Annotated in this window: 18 protein-coding genes; 7 read left to right on the top strand and 11 right to left on the bottom strand. The window is 65.1% G+C overall.

The window, feature by feature from the left end; all coding sequences use genetic code 11:
• The first annotated feature begins 80 nt into the window (after positions 1-80).
• Together IP68_RS05285 and IP68_RS05280 are read left to right on the top strand one after the other, a co-directional pair.
• Entirely contained in the window at positions 81-1,646 is a 1,566-nt protein-coding gene (locus IP68_RS05285; protein ID WP_054133931.1) for a peptide chain release factor 3, read from the top strand.
• 40 nt (positions 1,647-1,686) lie between these two features.
• Positions 1,687-2,490, top strand: a complete 804-nt coding sequence (locus IP68_RS05280; protein ID WP_054133930.1) for a 3'(2'),5'-bisphosphate nucleotidase CysQ — start codon at positions 1,687-1,689, stop codon at positions 2,488-2,490.
• A 49-nt stretch (positions 2,491-2,539) separates the two neighbouring features.
• Here IP68_RS05280 and IP68_RS05275 read toward each other — a convergent pair whose 3' ends face one another.
• Positions 2,540-3,070, bottom strand: a complete 531-nt coding sequence (locus IP68_RS05275) for a helix-turn-helix domain-containing protein (RefSeq protein ID WP_054134326.1) — start codon at positions 3,068-3,070, stop codon at positions 2,540-2,542.
• A gap of 172 nt (positions 3,071-3,242) precedes the next feature.
• Here IP68_RS05275 and IP68_RS05270 point away from each other — a divergent pair, with 172 nt between their 5' ends.
• The gene (locus tag IP68_RS05270; protein ID WP_054133929.1) at positions 3,243-3,581 is read left to right on the top strand and encodes a hypothetical protein; all 339 of its coding nucleotides are present in this window, start codon (positions 3,243-3,245) and stop codon (positions 3,579-3,581) included.
• 209 nt (positions 3,582-3,790) lie between these two features.
• Positions 3,791-5,884 carry a bifunctional (p)ppGpp synthetase/guanosine-3',5'-bis(diphosphate) 3'-pyrophosphohydrolase gene (locus IP68_RS05265; RefSeq protein ID WP_054134325.1) on the top strand — a complete coding sequence of 698 codons (2,094 nt, stop codon included), beginning with the start codon at positions 3,791-3,793 and terminating at the stop codon, positions 5,882-5,884.
• Positions 5,885-5,894: 10 nt separating this feature from the next.
• Here the strand turns inward: IP68_RS05265 and IP68_RS05260 are convergent, their stop codons facing one another.
• From IP68_RS05260 to IP68_RS05250, 3 genes are all read right to left on the bottom strand, one after another.
• Complete coding sequence (locus IP68_RS05260) at positions 5,895-6,626, bottom strand: GIN domain-containing protein (protein WP_054133928.1); 732 nt, start codon at positions 6,624-6,626, stop codon at positions 5,895-5,897.
• Positions 6,623-7,279: a class I SAM-dependent methyltransferase gene (locus IP68_RS05255; protein ID WP_369814820.1), complete on the bottom strand. Its 657-nt coding sequence runs from the start codon at positions 7,277-7,279 to the stop codon at positions 6,623-6,625. The genes IP68_RS05260 and IP68_RS05255 overlap by 4 nt, the downstream gene beginning before the upstream one ends.
• 108 nt (positions 7,280-7,387) lie before the next feature.
• Positions 7,388-8,152 (bottom strand): head GIN domain-containing protein, encoded by a 765-nt coding sequence (locus tag IP68_RS05250; RefSeq protein ID WP_054133926.1) that lies wholly within the window; start codon positions 8,150-8,152, stop codon positions 7,388-7,390.
• A 175-nt stretch (positions 8,153-8,327) separates the two neighbouring features.
• Here IP68_RS05250 and IP68_RS05245 point away from each other — a divergent pair, with 175 nt between their 5' ends.
• Positions 8,328-9,311: a LacI family DNA-binding transcriptional regulator gene (locus IP68_RS05245; protein ID WP_054133925.1), complete on the top strand. Its 984-nt coding sequence runs from the start codon at positions 8,328-8,330 to the stop codon at positions 9,309-9,311.
• A 13-nt stretch (positions 9,312-9,324) separates the two neighbouring features.
• Here the strand turns inward: IP68_RS05245 and IP68_RS05240 are convergent, their stop codons facing one another.
• From IP68_RS05240 to IP68_RS05220, 6 genes are all read right to left on the bottom strand, one after another.
• Positions 9,325-9,729 carry a DUF2177 family protein gene (locus tag IP68_RS05240; protein WP_054133924.1) on the bottom strand — a complete coding sequence of 135 codons (405 nt, stop codon included), beginning with the start codon at positions 9,727-9,729 and terminating at the stop codon, positions 9,325-9,327.
• Between the two features lie 128 nt (positions 9,730-9,857).
• A complete protein-coding gene (locus IP68_RS20145; RefSeq protein WP_156317954.1) occupies positions 9,858-10,028 on the bottom strand; it encodes a hypothetical protein in 171 nt (56 codons plus the stop codon).
• Between the two features lie 117 nt (positions 10,029-10,145).
• On the bottom strand, positions 10,146-12,305 hold the full coding sequence (locus IP68_RS05235) for a prolyl oligopeptidase family serine peptidase (RefSeq protein ID WP_082382147.1): 2,160 nt from the start codon (positions 12,303-12,305) through the stop codon (positions 10,146-10,148).
• Positions 12,306-12,405: 100 nt separating this feature from the next.
• Complete coding sequence (locus IP68_RS05230) at positions 12,406-13,224, bottom strand: LytTR family DNA-binding domain-containing protein (RefSeq protein ID WP_054133922.1); 819 nt, start codon at positions 13,222-13,224, stop codon at positions 12,406-12,408.
• Between the two features lie 121 nt (positions 13,225-13,345).
• A complete protein-coding gene (locus IP68_RS05225) occupies positions 13,346-13,732 on the bottom strand; it encodes a VOC family protein (RefSeq protein WP_054133921.1) in 387 nt (128 codons plus the stop codon).
• A 145-nt stretch (positions 13,733-13,877) separates the two neighbouring features.
• A complete protein-coding gene (locus IP68_RS05220) occupies positions 13,878-15,470 on the bottom strand; it encodes an isocitrate lyase (RefSeq protein ID WP_054133920.1) in 1,593 nt (530 codons plus the stop codon).
• 295 nt (positions 15,471-15,765) lie between these two features.
• Between IP68_RS05220 and IP68_RS05215 the strand changes: the two genes are divergently transcribed.
• Both IP68_RS05215 and IP68_RS05210 read left to right on the top strand, forming a co-directional pair.
• Positions 15,766-16,755, top strand: a complete 990-nt coding sequence (locus IP68_RS05215) for a MipA/OmpV family protein (RefSeq protein WP_197275736.1) — start codon at positions 15,766-15,768, stop codon at positions 16,753-16,755.
• Positions 16,756-16,819: 64 nt separating this feature from the next.
• The gene (locus IP68_RS05210; RefSeq protein ID WP_054133918.1) at positions 16,820-18,223 is read left to right on the top strand and encodes a hypothetical protein; all 1,404 of its coding nucleotides are present in this window, start codon (positions 16,820-16,822) and stop codon (positions 18,221-18,223) included.
• Between the two features lie 6 nt (positions 18,224-18,229).
• Here the strand turns inward: IP68_RS05210 and IP68_RS05205 are convergent, their stop codons facing one another.
• Positions 18,230-19,024 carry a TIGR00266 family protein gene (locus IP68_RS05205; RefSeq protein ID WP_054133917.1) on the bottom strand — a complete coding sequence of 265 codons (795 nt, stop codon included), beginning with the start codon at positions 19,022-19,024 and terminating at the stop codon, positions 18,230-18,232.
• Positions 19,025-19,041 lie beyond the last annotated feature (17 nt).

Genomic DNA, 19,041 nt, shown 5'->3' with positions numbered 1-19,041 from the left:
GACCGTCCCGCCAGACGCAACCATAAGAACACGGACGCCCGGCTTCCCAGGTTTCCGTAATAATCAGCAAAGCCCCCGATATGACCGCCCTCAACCGCCGCACCTTCGCCATCATCTCGCATCCTGACGCGGGCAAGACCACGCTCACTGAAAAGCTGCTGCTGACCGGCGGCGCGATCCATCTGGCGGGCGAGGTCAAGGCACGCGGCGCTGCCCGACGCGCCCGGTCGGACTGGATGAAGATCGAACAGCAGCGCGGCATCTCGGTCACCTCGTCGGTGATGACCTTCGAGCGCAAGGGCATCACCTTCAACCTGCTCGACACGCCGGGGCATGAAGACTTCTCCGAAGACACCTATCGCACGCTGACCGCGGTCGATTCGGCGATCATGGTGATCGACGCCGCCAAGGGTATTGAACCTCAAACGCGCAAACTGTTCGAGGTCTGCCGGCTGCGCAGCGTTCCGATCATCACCTTCGTCAACAAGGTCGACCGCGAGGGTCGCGATCCGTTCGAATTGCTCGACGAGGTCGCAGACGCGCTCGCGCTCGACGTGTGCCCGATGAGCTGGCCGGTCGGCATGGGCGGGCAGTTCGAAGGGGTTTACGACTTCGCGCGCAACCAGCTGATGCAGCCCAGCGGGCCAAGCCGCGAATATGACGACAAGCCCGCGCAGTTCACCGGCATCGACGACCCGAAGCTCGCCGATGTGTTGTCGGCGCAGGCACTCGCGCGGCTGACCGAGGAGGCCGAGCTCGCCCAGGGCGGCTATGCCAGCTTCGATCTGGAGGCCTATCGCCATGGCGACCTGACCCCGGTCTATTTCGGATCGGCGCTCAAGCGCTTCGGCATCGAGGAGCTGATCAACGCCATCGCCGATCACGCCCCGCCGCCGCGCAGCCAGCCTGCGCAGCCCGAAGCTGTCGAGCCGACCCGCAAGGACGTCACCGGCTTCATCTTCAAGGTGCAGGCCAATATGGACCCGCAGCACCGCGACCGCATCGCGTTCATGCGGCTGGTATCGGGCACGTTCAAGCGCGGCATGAAATTGGTGCCCTCGGGCCATGGCAAGCCGATCGCGGTGCATTCGCCGATCCTGTTCTTCGCGCAGGACCGCGAGCTGGCCGACGAGGCTTTGCCCGGCGACATCATCGGCATCCCCAACCACGGCACGCTGCGGGTGGGCGACACCCTGTCCGAAAAGAACGACGTGCGCTTCACCGGCCTTCCCAACTTTGCGCCCGAAATCCTGCGCCGTGTGCAGCTCAAGGACCCCACCAAGACTAAGCAATTGCGCAAGGCATTGGATGACCTGTCCGAAGAGGGCGTGATCCAGGTGTTCTACCCCGAAATCGGCAGCCAGTGGATCGTCGGCGTGGTCGGCCAGCTCCAGCTCGAGGTGCTGATCAGCCGTCTCGAGGCCGAATACAAGGTCGAGGCGGTGCTCGAGATGTCGCCGTTCGATACCGCGCGCTGGATCACCGGCCCTGCCGATGCGCTCGAGGCGTTCAAGCGGATCTCGATGAACAACCTGGCCAAGGACCGCGACGGAAACCCGGTGTTCATGGCGCGTTCGGCCTGGGACATCGGCTATCAACAGGAAAAGAATCCCGACATCGCGTTCAGCGCCACGCGCGAGCGTTGAGGGGACTGTTGCGACGGCGTGCTCCGCGCTAGAGCAGGCTATGCAGTCGCGCACCAAGGTCTCTCCCGACACCATCAAGCACATCGTCGAAGAGGCGAGCACCATCGCCGTCACCGCTTTTGCGCGCGCCGGGGGCGATCTGCAGGTGTGGGACAAGATGCCTGGCGATCCGGTGAGCGAGACCGATCTTGCCGTTGACAATTTCCTGCGTGATCGCCTCGGCGCGCTGGTCCCCGATGCCGGCTGGCTGTCGGAAGAGACCGCCGACGACGTCTCGCGGCTCGATTGCAGCCGGATCTGGCTGGTCGATCCGATCGACGGCACCCGCGATTTCGTGCGCGGTCGCAACGGCTGGGCGATATCGGTCGCGTTGGTCGAGGACGGGCACGTGGTGATGGGCGTGCTCGCCGCCCCTGCGCGGGGCGAATACTGGATCGGCGCGCGCGGTCGCGGCGCGTTCCTCAACGGCAAAAGGCTGAAGGCGAGTCGGCGTCAAAGCTTCGCGGGATCCCGCGTACCCACCGACAGCCTGCCCAAGGCGGATGTCGACCTGACCGTGGTCGAAAAACCCAACAGCATCGCACTGCGCATGGCGATGGTCGCCGACGACCGCGCCGATCTGCTGGCGACGCTGCGCTGGGGCTATGAATGGGACATCGGTGCCGCCGCGATCATCGCCGAGGAAGCCGGCGCGCGGGTGACCGACGCGCTGGGCGGCGAACTGCGCTTCAACAAGCCGCGCGCCAATGCCTTTGGCGTCCTGTGCTGCGCGCCGGATATCCATGACGCTGCGGTCGAGCGGTTGCGCGAACGCGCGGTGCGGTTGTCCGCAGGCGGGGGGTAGAGCGAAACTCTCTCCACTCCCGCAGGCGGGAGGGGAGAGGGCTTGCCGCTCAAATCGTGGCGATGCGCTTGACCACGCCTTCGTGGTCGTCGTCACCCGCGCCGGTGTTCAGATCACCAATGTCGATCCAGCACAGGTCGTGATGGGTGAGCACCCGGCCGTCATGCGCGCGGATCGAAATCGGCTGGATCGCGCGGCGGTCGCGCTCGTCGACCAGCACCGGGTTCGATGGCACGCCGCTTTCCCACTTCTCGCCCCACTGACGCAGCGCGATCATCGTCGGCAGCAGGTCCAGCCCCTTGTCGGTCAGCCGGTATTCGATCTTGCGGCGGTCGTCGACGCATGGGGCGCGCTTGAGGATGCCGCTTTCGACCAGCCGGGTCAGCCGGTTGGAGAGGATGTTCCGCGCGATGCCAAGCTCCTCGAGGAATTCCTCGAAATGGTGCAGCCCGTTGAACGAGGCGCGCAGGATCATGAACGACCATCGCTCGCCCATCGTCTCCAGCGCCTGCGGCAGGCTGCAACAGGCAGCGATCTCGGCAAGCGGTTCGCGCAGTTTGGCAGGAGGGGTCTGGGTCATGGTCATTCAAATCCGTTGCAGGCTGCCATCTTTATCCAAAATTGCAGCAAAGCCAATGAAAATTCAGTTTCTAGTTGCAACTCGAAACCTATTTATGTAGGTAGTGATTCGCAACCTAAATTACACCCCCCGGTTTTCCTCCCCCCGGGACATTGCTGAAAGGACAAACCTCATGCCCCGTTTTACCAAGGCCCTCACCCAGATCGTGTTCATCGCCGCGGCGTCGCTCTCCAGCATGGTAATGCTGCAGGCCAGCACCGCCAGCGCCCAGACCCCCGGCGCCAGCTATTTCAGCGCGGAGCTTGCCGCTCCGGTCGAAAAGACCACCAAGATCATCCAGGGCGTGGTGTGGCAGTGCGAAGGCACGGTCTGCTCGGGTTCGAAGGCGACCTCGCGCCCGGTCAATGCCTGCACCCGCCTCTCCCGCAAGATGGGTGAGGTGACCGCCTTTACAACCCGCAGCGAGCCGATGGCCCAGGAAGACCTGGCCGCCTGCAACGCCAAGGGCTGACCCGCCCGCTTTCTTCCAGCTGGTCGGCGGCGCCCGCGGTTCTCCCACATCCTGGGTGTCCGCCGACCGGCAAACCTTGCGCGCCTGTGCAGACCCTTTGATGGCCCTGCCCGCTTGCCCTGCCCCCGGCCTTTCGGCGAAACGGGGCATGACCCTGCACAGGCGCGTTTTTCTGTTGCATTTGAAGGCAAAGCACCGACATTCAGATGGTGCTGAGACAATATGAACTGGTCGAACGGGTCAAGGAGTACGACCCCGATGCTGATGAGGCGTTGATCAATCGCGCCTATGTGTTTTCGGTCCAGAAGCACGGCAGCCAGAAACGCGCCAGCGGCGACCCGTATTTCAGCCACCCCATCGAGGTGGCAGGTCTCATGACCGACCTGAAGATGGATGTCGAAACCATCATCACCGCGTTGCTGCACGACACGGTCGAGGACACGCTGACCACGATCGAGGAGATCGAACGCATGTTCGGCCCGAAGGTCGCCGAGATGGTCGATGGCGTAACCAAGCTCTCCAAGATCGAGGCGCAGACCGAAAACGAGCGCGCCGCGGAGAACCTGCGCAAGTTCCTGCTCGCGATGTCCAACGACCTGCGCGTGCTGCTGGTCAAGCTCGCCGACCGGCTGCATAACATGCGCACGCTGCATTTCATTTCAAGCGTCGACAAGCGCAAGCGCATCGCGCGCGAGACGATGGATATCTTCGCCCCGCTCGCAGAGCGCGTCGGCATGTACGAATATATGCGCGAGATGCAGATGCTGGCGTTTCGCGAGCTCGAACCCGAAGCCTATGACACGATCGTCGGGCGGCTCGACCAGATCAAGGCCAATGCCGAAAACCAGGTCGAAAGCATCGCAGAATCGCTCAAGACCGAGCTTGGCGCACACGGTCTGACGGCGGACGTCAGCGGGCGCGAGAAGCACCCTTATTCGATCTGGCGCAAGATGGCCGAACGCCACGTCTCGTTCGAGCAGATGACCGACATCATCGCCTTTCGGGTGCTCGTCGACAGCATCGACGATTGCTATGCCGCGCTTGGCCATATCCACCGCAAGTGGAAGATGATCCCCGGCCGGTTCAAGGACTATATCTCCACCCCCAAGCGCAACGGCTATCGCTCGCTTCACACCGCGATCATCCATGGCCGGTCGATGCGGGTCGAGATCCAGATCCGCACGCATGAAATGCACCGCCAGAGCGAATACGGCCTGGCGGCACACTGGGCGTACAAGCAGGGCGGCACCCGGCCAGATGGCCAGGCCGGCTGGATCCGCGACCTGATCGAGATTCTCGACACCGCGCAGGATGCCGACGAGTTGCTCGAGCATACCCGCATGGCGATGTACCAGGACCGCATCTTCGCCTTCACCCCCAAGGGCGCGCTGCACCAGCTGCCCAAGGGCGCGACCGCGGTGGACTTTGCCTATGCGGTGCACACCAATCTGGGCAATCAGGCGGTGGGCGTGCTGATCAACGGACGCAACGTTCCGCTGCGCACCGCGCTGTCCAACGGCGATATCGTCGAGATCCTCAAGTCCGAAGGCCAGGAGCCGCAGACCAGCTGGCTGGGCTTTGTCACCACCGGCAAGGCGCGCGCGGCGATCCGCCGCTATGTCCGCGACAAGGAGCGCGAAGAGACCGCCGCGATGGGCCGGGTGATCTTCGACGAGATTGCCGGGCGGCTGCCGGTCAAGATCGGCAAGAAGGCGCTCAAACAGGCGCTCGAGCGGCTGGAGATGGAGGACGAGACCGATCTTCTCGTCGCGATCGGCACCAACCAGATCACCGACCAGGATCTGATGGACGCGCTGGTCCCCGGCAGCAGCAACGAGATGACCGCGCTGCGCGAGTTCCCGCGCCAGGACCGCGCGATCTCGATCCGCGGGCTGACCCCGGGCGTCGCCTTCCAGCTGGCCGAATGCTGCCACCCGGTTCCGGGCGACCGCATCGTCGGGCTGCGCCGCCAGGGCGAGCATATCGAGGTTCACACCATCGATTGCCTCAACCTTGTCAGCGGAGTGGATGCCGACTGGATCGACCTGTCATGGGAAAGCGATTCCGAAGGCGCGACCGCGCGCATCCGCGCGATCCTCTACAACCGCCCCGGCACGCTCGCCGACATGGCGGGCATCTTCAGCCACCACAAGGCGAACATCGTCAACCTCAAGCTGACCAATCGCGACCAGCCGTTCCACACCTATGAATCCGACCTTGAGGTGCACGATGTCGCGCATCTGATGCAGATCATCATGGCGCTGCGCGCATCGGAATCGGTAGCGCGCGCAGATCGCATCTAGCGAGCCGGATCTAGCGCACGGCCAGACCGCCGCCGCAGATGATGGCGTTCGTGCCGGTCTGGCGTACGGTGCAATCGGGCTTGCCGCCGATCTGGATATCGGCATCGCCCTTCACCGCGATCCGCGCCGGGCCGTTCACCGTCAGCCGTGCGCGCACCGGGCCCTCGCCGATGAATTCGAGCGCGCCGAGCGTCAACCCGCCGCCTTCGATCAATCCCTCACCCAGCATCACCGCACGTGCGCGCGCTGCGGTGCCGCCGACCTTGAGGCTGCCGTTGCCGTTGACGTTGATCGCCATCGCATCCGCGCTGACCGAGCCGATCTCGACCGATCCGTTGCCATCCATCGTCGCGCTGGGCCTCGCGCCTGCCAGCCGGTCGATCCGCGCGCTGCCATGACCCAGCACGGTCAGCGACTGCACCGCGCGGGCGCTCAGCCGCACCAGCGGCAGCGTATCGGGCAAAGCCGCGCGCTTGCGCGCCTCCACCGGGGCGTTGCGCCGTGCGCGACGGATGTACAGCGTGCCGCCCTGCACCTTCAGGCTCAACGCCTCCAGCGCGCGCGGATCGCCGCTGGCCAGCGCAAAGGGCGCGGCGTCAGAGCTGATCTCGACCGCGACATCGCCCTCGATGCGGACCTTGTCGAACCCCGACAGCGTGAAGCGCCGTTCGGCCGCCTCGGCACTGCCCAGCCCGGCAAGACAGCCCGGCAGCGCCGCCAGCGCGATCACAAGGGCCTTCATACGCGCGCTTCCCCCATCTCGATCCACCCCAGAAAACGGGGAGTCTTGGGCATATAGCGGTTGTGGCAGTCGCTCAAGCGGAACCCCTGCGCGCGAAACGCCTCGCTGACCGGCCGGGTGAGATGGCAGCCGCCTGCGATCTTTTTCCACGCCGGCTCGATGCGCTGCTGCCAGCGCGCCGGTCCCGCATCGGGCGCAGCGCCATGCTCCAGGAACAGGATGGTGCCGCCGGGCTTGAGCACCCGGCGCATCTCGCCCAGCACGGCGCGCGGGTCCTGCACCGAACACAAGGTGAAGGTGGTCAGCACGGTGTCGAAACTTGCATCCGTGAAGGGCAATGCCTCGGCGATACCGGGGCGGAAATCGACGTCGAACCCGCGCGCCTGCGCCTTGGCCCGCGCGGTGTCGAGCAGCTGCGGCGAGGGATCGACGCCCGATAGCCGGGTGATCCGCGACCGGTCATAATGATCGAGGTTGATCCCGCCGCCACAGCCCAGTTCGAGCACCTCGCCGGACGCGCGCGGCACGATGCGGCTGCGCGCCTTGGCGACCGCGGGCTGGCCGCAGCAGAAGGTGATGAGCCGCGGCATGATGTGCCGGTCCCAGAAACCGGGATCGGCCTGTGGCTGGCTGCTGGCTTGCGATGCGCTCAAATCGACCTCCCCGGCGCGGCGCCTGCGACACCGCTCTGCGGGAGACATTCTAGCAAGCCAGCACCGTGCGCAACGGCTTTCGCGCACGCGCGCCGCAGGGCTGCTGCATCAGCCGCAGGTCAGCGTGCCCGGACCCATCGTGCTGCTCATGCACTTGGCCTTGCCCTTGATGGTGACATCGCCCGATCCCATCAGGCTGGCATCGACCACGCCATCGGACTGCATCGTCACATCGCCCGATCCTGCGATCGACACATCGACGGCATCGCTGCGGAAATTCTCTCCCTTCACGCTGCCCGAGCCTGCGATCGAGATATCGGTCGAATCGGCGCTGCCCGCCAGCCGCAGCGATCCGCTCCCCGCGATCGAGCCATCGAGTTCCTTCGCAGTCAGTCGCCCGACCGCGGCATCGCCCGATCCTGCCACAGTGAGCTTGACCTCATCGCCCTCCATCCGGTCGACATTGGCCGAACCCGATCCGGCGAGCACCAGCCCGCGCAAGGCTGGCGCGCTGACCGCGATCATTGCCTCGCCGGAATCTCCCAGCGTCCATCCGGAGGACTTGCGGCGGATGCGCAGCTCACCGTCGCGCACCTTGAACTGCAAGGTCTTGAGCGCCTGAGCGTCTCCGGTGGCGCTGACTGCATGCTCGCCCTGCGTGACGAAGGTGAGGTTATCGGGCCCGGCAAGCGTGATCCGGTCGAACGGTTCGCCCGACCAGCTCGACGCCCAGTCGCCGCTGTCCGATTCCTTGCCTGCCGATTCTTCCATGTCGGCGATGAAATCGAACTCGGCAGCATCCGACATCTTCCACGCGCCGATGGCGACGACGCCGACGATCAGGACAACAACGGGCTTCCAGTTCACGGCCATTTCGGCGACTCCATCGCATGTGTATTGCTGTATTAATACACAGCGGCCATCAGGATGCAAGCTGTTCCGGCACGTCTTCTTGGCTCGACGCGCGCGCCACTTGTGATTAGACGTAAACTCCTTCCGGGGACGCACGCATCGGGCAGGAAAGGCGCAGGTCATCAGCAAGATCGGGATGCAGGAACTGGCCGAGCTGGCGGGGGTATCGGTTTCGACCGTTTCGCGCGCGCTGGCGGGCAAGACGATTATCAACGCCAAGACACGCGAGCGGGTGGTCGAACTCGCGCGCGCGCACGGTTTCAAGCCAAACCAGGCCGCGCAGAACCTGCGGCTGCGCCGCGCGCAGGCGATCGGCGTAGTCATTCCGATGGGCCACGAGATCGACCAGCACCCGTCCGATCCGTTCTTCATGACCATGCTGGGCCATCTCGCCGATGCGCTCACCGACCGCAATTTCGATCTTTTGCTCTCGCGGGTCATCCCCTCGGGCGATGACTGGCTCGACGACCTGCTCGATTCCGGACGGGTCGATGGCGCGATCGTCATCGGCCAGTCGGACCAGACCGCAGTGCTCGATGCCGCAGCCGCGCGGCATCGCGGGCTGGTGGTGTGGGGCGCGCAGGTTCCGGGGCAGAAGCACGTGTCGGTGGGGTCGGACAATGTGCTGGGCGGGCTGATCGCCGGGCGTCACCTGATCGCGCGCGGCAAGCGCAAGCTGCTGTTCCTGGGCAACCCCAGCCCGCCCGAGTTTGGCCAGCGCCAGCAAGGGTTCCTGCAGGCAAGCGCCGAAGCCGGGCTGGCCGACGATGTCTACACCCTGCCGATCCACCTGACATCGGAGGCGGCCTATGCCGCCGCCAGCGCGTTTCTGGACGAGCACCCCGGCATCGACGGAATCTTTGCCGCGTCTGACGTGGTGGCGATGAGCGTGCTGCGCGCGCTTGCCGAACGGGGCCTTGCCGTGCCCGGCGATGTCGCGGTGATCGGCTATGACGACATCATGCTCGCCGCGCACACCAGCCCGCCGCTGACCACGATCCGGCAGGATCTGGAGAAAGGCGCGCGGCTGCTGGTCGACATGCTGTTCCGCCAGATCGATGGCGAGACCTGCGAGTCGGTCCAGCTCGAGCCGCAACTGATCGTGCGCGCCTCAAGCTGAGCTGTCGTGCGGTCTATTTGAAGACCGCCCTGGTCACCATGAACCCTGCCAGCGCCGACGAGCCGGTGAGGAATGTGCCCCAGATGATGTCGAGCACGGTGATCTTGGTGCTCCACACCGCCAGCGTCGCCTGGTTGGTGAGATCATAGGTCATGTAGCAGAAGAAGCCAAGCAACGCGCCGTTGACCAGCGCGGTCTGCCAGCGGCCATCGGCTAGCGCCGGGCCGATCGCGAAGATCTGGATTCCCAGGATATACAGCACATAGAACACCACCGCCGGGGCCAACCGGAAAGAAGGCGCCAGCATCTCGCCCAGGATCGGCTGATACAGCCGCGGCGCCATGGTCTTCAGCCAGACACTGTCGATCAGCGCAAAGGCAAGGCCGGTGGCAAGATAGGCAACGATGTAGCGGAACATGGATGGGCTTTCGTGCTGCGGTCGCCTGATGCCATCGGGCCTGCTGCGACCTGGTCCGGGGTCATGCCAATAGTGGCACATCCGGGCCGCGCCCACCACCGGCAGATCGCCGCTCCGCTTGCATCACCTCATGCGTCGAGATCGGTCCGCCGCTGCTGGAGATCCGCCCTGAGCGCCTGCTCGCGCTTCTGGTCCTGCACACGCCCGCGGCGGTGCTTCTGCCGCACCGAATTGTAACGGAAAAAGGCGATGGTGCCTGCAATGGCAAGGCCAAGCAGCAGTGCCAGCCCATAGGCCATGAGCGTTCTGGTATCGATGTGGAAAATCCCTCGCGGCGGCAGAAATGCGCCGCAGTCAGTCTACGCGGCGCAGGGGCCATCGTTCCTGTGGCGCTACCATATAGCTGCGGCACGTTGCTAGACGAGATCGAGCGCCTTGAGCGCAAAGGCCACGCGCTCGGCCCGCCATAGGTCACGCGTTTCGCGATCGGCGGGGCCCCAGTGGTTGCCGTCGCGATCAAGACGGAGGGCAACGGCATTGTCCGGGTGCGCCGCCCGCAGCCGGGCGACATATTTCAGCACCCCGCTCCATGGAATGCGCACATCGGCGAGCGAGGCGGTGAGATAGACCGGGGGAAGCTTGCGCGCCGGGACATTCTGATAGGCGCACAGGCGCAGCACCCGGGCGAAGGCCGCGGGATCCTGGATGACATCGCCGACTTCGGAGGTTTCGGTGGCGGAAAGCGGCCTCTCCGGGTCGAGCAGCGCGTTCAGGACATCGACATAGGGCACGTCGGCCATCACCCCTGCCCACACATCCGGCGCGCGGTTCAAAGCTGCGCCGACCAGCCATCCCCCGGCGGATCGCCCTGTGCTGACGATCTTGCCGGGCGGGACGATGCCCTGCGCCACCAATGCCCGGGCGCAGGCGATGAAGTCATCGACCGGTTTGCCGCGCGCCTCCCCGCGCCCGGCATCGTGCCATGCCCCGCCCAGATCGCCGCCGCCGCGGACATGGGCAATCACATAGGCCACGCCGCGCGTCAGCAGGCTGAAGCGCTGGGTATCGAAGTCGGGATCGGACGGGACGCCGTAGGCGCCGTAGCCATACAGCACCGCCCCGTGCAGGGGGCCTGTGCGCGGGCGGATCATCGACATCGGGATGATCGTGCCATCGGGCGAAGTCGCCTGCAGACGCTCGGCAAGGTAGAGGCCTGATGCTGCGGTGCCCGCTTGCAGCTTCTTGAGCGCGCCTTCTGCAAAACTGTATTCATACAGCGCCTTGGGCTGCGCAAATGTCTCGACCCCCAGCCGCAGCTGTGCAGGCTCGGGCTCGCGATTGGCCTCGGGCCCCGCGGTCCAGCGGTCGAAGCCGACCACCGCCACCGGCTCGGGAATGTCGATGATTCGCCATGTGGCGCTGGCCCGGTCGAACACCCGCACCCGGCTGTTCCCTTCATGGCGCTCCGCCACGACCAGATGACGGCGGAATGCCTGATGCCATGCAAGGCCGGTTCGATCCTGCGCCGGAACCAGCTCGCTCCACCGGTCCGGCTGGTCCAGCGGCGCGCTTACGAGGCGGAAATTGGGGTGAGTGTCGTTGGTGAGAATATCGAGCGCATCGCCGCCGCCATGATCGACGGCATAAAGCCTGCCGGCCCTCCGCGCGCTTACCAGTCGCACAGAGTCGGTGTTTTCGCGGTCGACAAGCCGTGCTTCCGTGGTGTCGACCGAGCTCGAGTGGATTACGGCAAAGCGGCCCGAGCCGGTCTGCCGGATTTCGATGAAGAAGCCAGGGTCGGCTTCCTCGTGGATGATCGGCGCCCCGACCTGCGGCCGTCCCAGCCAATGGATGCGCGCCCGCCACGGCCGCCCCGACGCATCGACCTCGCCATAGATGACCCCGCGGCCATCGGCGGTCCAGACCAGCCGCTCCGAGGTGATCTGCACTCCGACATCGCGCACCACCTCGGTCCGCATCTGGCCCGTCGCGATGTGCTTGAAGCGGATGTCATGATGTTCGGGCACGGCAACCGTGGCAAACGCCAAGGTTGCGTCGTCGGGCGAAATTCCCCAAGCCACGACATTGCCGATCGCCTTGCCGTCGGCATCGGTCTCTGCGGCATCGAGCAGCAATTGCCGGGCACCGCTGGCAAGATGGATCCGCCAGAGCTGACGGCGGCCTTGCGACCAATCGCTCCAATAGCCGTATGCGCCGTCGGGCACGGGCGCAGGGTCGGATGGGGGCGGGCTGGCGGCATCCGCCTCGGCGCGCAGCCGACGGGTGAGCGCTTCCAGCCGAGCCATCACCTGATGGGCTGAGGCGTCGAATTTAGCCCTCAGCCGGATCACCTGCGGATCATCCAGCGCTGCATCGTCCAGCCAGCCGAATGGGTCGGTCAGGGTGACGCCGTGGATGATGCGGGTGCGCCCGCCTGTCGCCGCTGTCTCACCTGCCGCGGCCCAGACCGGGCCGGCAAGACCGCTCAAGCTGGCGGCCACTGCCAGGCCGCGCAGCAGTTCGCGCCGGTCCAGAGAGCTTATCGTGCCGATATCTGTGGGGGACAAAGGAATCATCGCGCTGCTCCAAGGTTGATGGAGCCTGCAAGTGCGCTGAACACTCTTTCGAGTGGGAATTATGCCGTGAACGGACAGATCGATCCTGCGAACGGACCCGTCAGACGATCAATGCGCGCAAACTTTGTGAGCCTGTCCGGCTGAGCGCAACAGTGGTGCCATCGGTCATGTGCGCGATCAGGCGCCCCGCCCCGGCGGGCTCGGCATAATCGAGGTGGTCGATGTTGATGATCCGCGAGCGGTGGACCCTGATGAAGCGCTGCGGATCGAGCCGCTGCTCGAACTCGCTCAGGCTCATGCGCACCAGATGCGTGTCGGTCAGCGTGGTGACCTCGGCATAATCCTGCGCGCCCGCGATCACGATGATATCGCGCACATGGACCGGCGCGATGTCGTCGCCCTTGCGGGTCAGATAGCGTTCAAGCGGGGGCGCGGAAACGATGGTGACCGGCGCCGCGGACCGCCCGCCACGCACCGCATAGGTGGTGGCGGCAAGCGCCCAGTAGAGCACCAGCCCTTGCAGGTTCTGCCAGATGAACGCGCCTCCGGTTAAGCCCGACAGATCGAACTGCCCACGCTGCACATAGCCGACCAGCGCCAGCGTCAGCGTAACCAGCGCAAACCATGTCGCAGCGAACGCCGAACCGATCAGCACATGGCTGATGATCTGAGCCGGGACAGACAGCCGCATCACATGCCGCTTGATCAGCAGGTGCGCTCCAGCGGCAAGCAAGGCGAGCGGCGCGACATTGGCCAGCGCATTGATGGCGGCATTCCCCAGGCTAGCCTGGGGCACCTGCAGGAACACCGCAAAATACATCAGCCACGCGCCTGCCACTCCGCACAGCCACAGCGTCAGCGCACTGGGTGGCGGAAGCAGGGTTTGGGGTTGCGGCGCGGGGTCCGGGGGCTTCAGCATGGCGCGAGCCTATCATCCGCCCCGGTTTGATCAAGCTGGTGCGGCTGCTTGAACACCGCGTGGCCAACTGTGCGAAATCGCCATGCTGCGCGATTCTCACACTAGTTGGGAAATGCCGCGCTCAACCCTCCATCGGGCTCGGTTGCCAAAGTTCGATCTTGCGCCCGTCGGGATCCATGATGTGTGCGAAGCGGCCATTGGGTGCGGGCGGAAACAGCTTCGCCGGCTGCACCCCCTCGGCGGCGCAGCGCACGAGCATCGCATCGAGATCATCGACCATCAGGTTGAACATGAAGTCCTTTTCCGATGGCGAAAAATAGTCGGTGTCAGCGCTGAAGGGCGAGAAGACGGTGCCGGCTCCCGGGTGCGCGGCGGCGGCATCCGGCGTGAACACCACCCCGCCCCATTCACCGAACTCGAGCCCGAGCACCCGGCGGTACCATGCGCAGGTGGCCGCCGGATCCGCCGACTTGAAGAACAGACCACCCAGTCCCAGAACCCGTGCCATCGTCGCCCCCCAAGATTGCCGTATAAGGCGACCATAGCATGCGGGCAGTTGCGCATCACAAGGAAAAACCCGCCGGCGTTGCCACCGGCGGGTTGGTCCTTTTCCTCCCCAGGAAAACTCTATCGGTTATTCTGACCCATCCGGATTAGCCGAACTGGTTCATGGTGTTGTTGACGCCGCCAGCCTTCAGCGCGGCTTCCCCGGCGAAATACTCCTTGTGCGCATCGCCGATGTCGCTGCCCGACATGTTCTGGTGCTTCACGCAGGCGATGCCCTGGCGCAGTTCCTGGCGCTGCACGCCCAGAACGTAACCCAGCATGCCCGCCTCGCCGAAATATTCCTTGGCCAGGTTGTCGGTCGAAAGCGCTGCGGTGTGATAGGTCGGCAGCGTGATCAGGTGGTGGAAGATGCCTGCGCGCTTGGCACCATCGGCCTGGAAGGTGCGGATGCGCTTGTCGGCGGCGATGCCGAGTTCGGTATCGTCATACTTGGCGTCCATCAGCTGGGCACGGTCGTACTCTGACACGTCGAGACCTTCGGACACCATCGCATCATAGACCTGCTGGCGGAAGTTCAGCGTCCAGTTGAACGACGGCGAGTTGTTGTAGACCAGCTTGGCGTTGGGAATGACCTCGCGGACGCGGTCCATCATGCCGGCGATCTGCTCGACGTGGGGCTTTTCGGTCTCGATCCACAGCAGGTCGGCGCCGTTCTGCAGCGAAGTTATGCTGTCGAGAACGCAGCGGTCCTCGCCGGTGCCTTCGCGGAACTGGAACAGGTTGGAAGGCAGACGCTTGGGACGCAGCAGCTTGCCGTTGCGGTTGATGATGACATCGCCGTTGCGCGCGGTGGCGGGGTCGATTTCCTCGCAATCGAGGAAGCTGTTGTACTGGTCGCCCAGATCGCCCGGCTCGTTGCTGACCGCGATCTGCTTGGTGAGGCCCGCGCCCAGCGAGTCGGTGCGGGTAACGATGATGCCGTCTTCGACGCCCAGTTCGAGGAACGCATAACGGCAGGCGCGGATCTTCGCGAGGAAGTCCTCATGCGGCACGGTAACCTTGCCGTCCTGGTGACCGCACTGCTTTTCGTCCGACACCTGATTTTCGATCTGCAGCGCGCAGGCACCCGCTTCGATCATCTTCTTGGCGAGAAGATAGGTGGCTTCGGCGTTACCGAAACCGGCGTCGATGTCGGCGATGATCGGAACGACATGCGTCTGGAAATTGTCGACCTGCGCAAGCAGCTCCTTTTCCTTTGCGCTGTCGCCAGCGGCACGCGCCTTGTCGATGCCGGTGAACAGCAGGTCGAGTTCGCGTGCATCGGCCTGACGCAGGAAGGTGTAGAGCTCTTCGATCAGCGCAGGCACGCTGGTCTTCTCGTGCATCGACTGATCGGGCAGCGGTCCGAAATCGCTGCGCAGCGCCGCGACCATCCAGCCCGACAGGTACAAATACTTGCGCTTGGTGGTGCCGAAGTGCTTCTTGATCGAGATCATCTTCTGCTGCGCGATGAAACCGTGCCAGCAGCCCAGCGACTGGGTGTACTGCGACGAATCCGCATCATAAGCGGCCATGTCCTCGCGCATGATCTTGGCGGTGTAACGGGCAATGTCGAGCCCGGTGCGGAAACGGTTCTGCAGTTGCATGCGCGCGACCGACTCGGCATCGATGCCGGTCCAGCGACCCTGCTTGGAGCCGATAAGCTGCTCATTTGCGCGGATTTGATCGGTATAGGGCATGGGACGTCTTCCTTCTGCGAATCACGAGGTGTCATAACTTGACATCTGATGATGCGGGAATACGCCCGAACCCCTGCCTATCCTAATGTGCAGTGCAACATTTCGTGTCTTGCCCTATCAGAAAGCGCCAATCCGCCTGTCATGATGTAAATATAATTACAAATGACTGCCTCTTGTGGAAATCGGAAGTCGGCCCAAATCATGCCGCAATTTGTTGCAATGCAGCACGCGCTGCGACGACACCTCCCCGGGTGCTTACAGCAGCCGGGGGGCAATTAAATACAGGATGCCCTCGATGATCTTCAAGACCCTTACCGCCCTGGCTCTGGTCGCCGGCGGCAGCAGCGCCGCCCTTGCACAAAGCGCAGCCCAGCCTTCCCCGAATGCCACAGCAGACACCGCCGACATGGGCCCTGTCGACCTTGCCCAGGCGACGCCATCGCCTGCTCCGGATGCAGCCAAGCCCTATGGCCCCACACCCGAGGAGCTCCGGCTGCTCGCCAAGGCCGCGCGCATGTCGCAATCGGTGTTCGCCAAGGATTTCTACATGACCGTCGGCCTGGGTGCCGGGATGGTGCCCAGCTATGAGGGGTCGAACCAGTACGTGTTCTTCCCCGCGCCGGTCGTCCAGGGCAGCTACAAGGGCTATAATTTCGGCGCGCGCGGCCCCGGACTGTTCGTCGATCTGATCAAGGACCCGGTGCTGCCCAAGGTGGAATATATCGCAGGTCCCGTGATCCGCGCGCGCATCGAGCGCAACAACCGCATCCGCGACGCGGTGGTCAAGCGCCTCGGCAGTCGCCCGATCGCGGTCGAGACCGGTGCCGCCGGCGGGGTCAAGATCAACCGCATCTTCAACCGCTTCGACAGCCTGACCTTCCAGGCTGATGCGGTGTTCGACATTTCGGGCGCGCATTCGGGCGCAATCGTCACCCCGCAGGTCAGCTACAACCGCCTGCTCGGCACCAAGGGCGTGGTCAACATCTCGGCCTCGGCCGATTTGGTCGATGGCGATTTTGCCGATTATTACTTCAGCGTCGACGCCGCGGGCAGCGCGGCATCGGGCCTGCCCCGCTATCGCGCGGGCGGCGGCCTCAAGTCGATCGGCACCAGCGCACTGGTCGGCCTGGACCTTTCGGGCAATGCGCTCGATGGCGGCTGGGGCGTGTTCGTGCTGGGCAGCTATTCGCGGCTGCAGGGCGACATCGCCGACAGCCCGATCGTCGCCATCCGCGGCGATGCAGACCAGTTCTTCGGCGGCATGGGCGTGACCTACACCTTCTGATCGCCTAGAAGCCCTTCTGGTCAGCCTGGCGGCAGGCCGATCACGCTGACCAGGAGGGGGATGTATGGGCCGGACATTACCACGCGCGCTGACCGGGTTTGCAGCGCTGGCGCTGGCCGGCACGTCCGGCTCTGCACTGCCTGCCCCGGCGGGACCCGCCGCGTCCGTCGCAGCGCGGACGCCGCCGGTCAGCCTGCACATCACCCGGTCGTCGGGCGACAGCGTCCAGGCCGAATACCGGCTGGCCCGCCCGACCCGCGCGCTGCATTTCGCGCCCCCGCTCGATGGCTATCGCGCCCGGGACTGGAAGAGCCTGCCGGGTGAATTCCGCTGGGTGCGCGAGGGCGATGGCGAGCGGATCGAACGCACCGACGGCAAGCCGTTCGCGCGGCTGAGCCTCGACATCCCCGTGCGCTACAGCGCGCTCGAAAAGGCCTATGCGCCGTTTTCCCCGTTCAGCGATGGCGGGGTGCTGGTCTATTCGGGGCACTTCCAGGCCTGCCCCGCGCTGCCCTGCAAGGGTACCGAGCCACTCGCCGTGTCCATCGCGGCGGAAGGCGAAACGATCGGGGTGGGCGGCAAGCGCAGCGCGAACACCGCCGCCTTTGTCAGCCGCGAGGAAGGAACGAACGTCTATATCGGCAGCGCCCAGCCGGTCCCCACCTCGGGCTTTCTCGCGATCGTCGACCCGGCGCTGCAACCTGTGCTGCGCGACCATCTGCTCGAATCGCTGCCGCAATCGATGCGCGACTTCGCCGCCATCTACGGCCCGCTGTCGATCACCCCCGAACTCTATGTCTCGCTCGATCCCAAGCCACCATCGGGCACCAGCCTCTCCAGCCAGGGCGGGACGCTGCCCGGCCAGGTGTTCATCCACCTTTACGGCGATGGCTGGCGCAAGCCGATCCGGCTGGGCGATGTGGTGTGGCTCGACTGGTTCTTCGCGCACGAGGCCGCGCATTTCTTCCAGCGCGCGGGGACAAACGACGTGATCGGCCCCGATTCGCAGGCGTGGATCCATGAGGGCGGCGCCGACGCGATGGCGGCGCTGGTGATGCGCGGCCGCAGCGACACCGAACGCAGCTATGTCACCCGGCGCATTGTCGAGGCGCGCAAGGCCTGTGCTGCGGGGCTCGCCGAGGTCGCGCTGAACGCGGCGTCGCGCGCGGGCAAGTTCGATCTACACTATCAGTGCGGCATGCTGATCGCGCTGGCGATCGACGCCGATGTCCGGCGCGGATCGGGCGGTGCCCGCAGCCTGCACGACGTCAACCGCCGCTTCTTCGCCACCGTGCGCGCGGGCACGCCCTGGAACGGCCGCAGCTTTCTCGATGCCGCGCGCCGCACTGGCCTCAGCGCGCCGACGCTGGCCACGATCACCGCGATCACCAGCCAGAAGCTGGCCGACCCCGCCCGGCAGATCGACACGATGCTGCGCCAGGCGGGGATGGATCCGGCTGCGCCCTGACGCGACTCAGTTGCCGCTGATCAGATCGCCCAGCGATCCGAGCGCCGAGCCCTCGCCGCGGTTCGGCCCGCCCCGGCTGCCTGCCGCAGCCAACATCCGTCCGGCGAGCCGCGAGAACGGCAGCGACTGGATCCACACATGGCCCGGACCGCGCAGCCGTGCGAAGAACAGCCCCTCGCCGCCGAACAGCGACGACTTGATTCCGCCGGCCGAGATCAGATCGAAATCCACGCTCGAAGTGAACGCCGCAACGCAGCCGGTATCGACATGCAGCTCTTCGCCGGGCGCCAGCTCGCGCTCGATCAGCGCGCCGCCCATCTGCACGAACACCATGCCATCGCCCTCGAGCTTCTGCATGATGAAGCCCTCGCCGCCGAACAGCCCGGTGAGGATGCGCTTCTGAAAGTGAATGCCGATAGACACGCCCTTGGCCGCCGCCAAGAAGCTGTCCTTCTGGCAGATCAACCGGCCGCCATAACGCGTGAGGTCGAGCGGCAGGATGTTGCCCGGGGTCGGTGCGCCGAAGGCGACGCGCGCCTTGCCCGATCCGGTGTGCGTGAACACTGTGGTGAACAGGCTCTCGCCGGTGACCAGACGCTTGCCCGCGCCGAGCAGCGCCCCCATGAAGCCGCCACCCTGGTTGGCGCTGCCATCGCCGAACACCGTGGTCATCTCGATGCTGGCATCCTTCCACACCATCGCCCCTGCTTCGGCCACCGCACTCTCGCCGGGGTCGAGCTCGATTTCGACGAACTGCAGTTCCTGTCCCTTGATTTCGTAGTCGATTTCGTGCGCGGGCATGATGGGCTCCTGATGGT

Source organism: Blastomonas sp. AAP25 (genome assembly GCF_001295965.1).
Lineage (GTDB): Bacteria > Pseudomonadota > Alphaproteobacteria > Sphingomonadales > Sphingomonadaceae > Blastomonas > Blastomonas fulva.
This window is presented reverse-complemented; position numbering and strand designations above follow the sequence as displayed.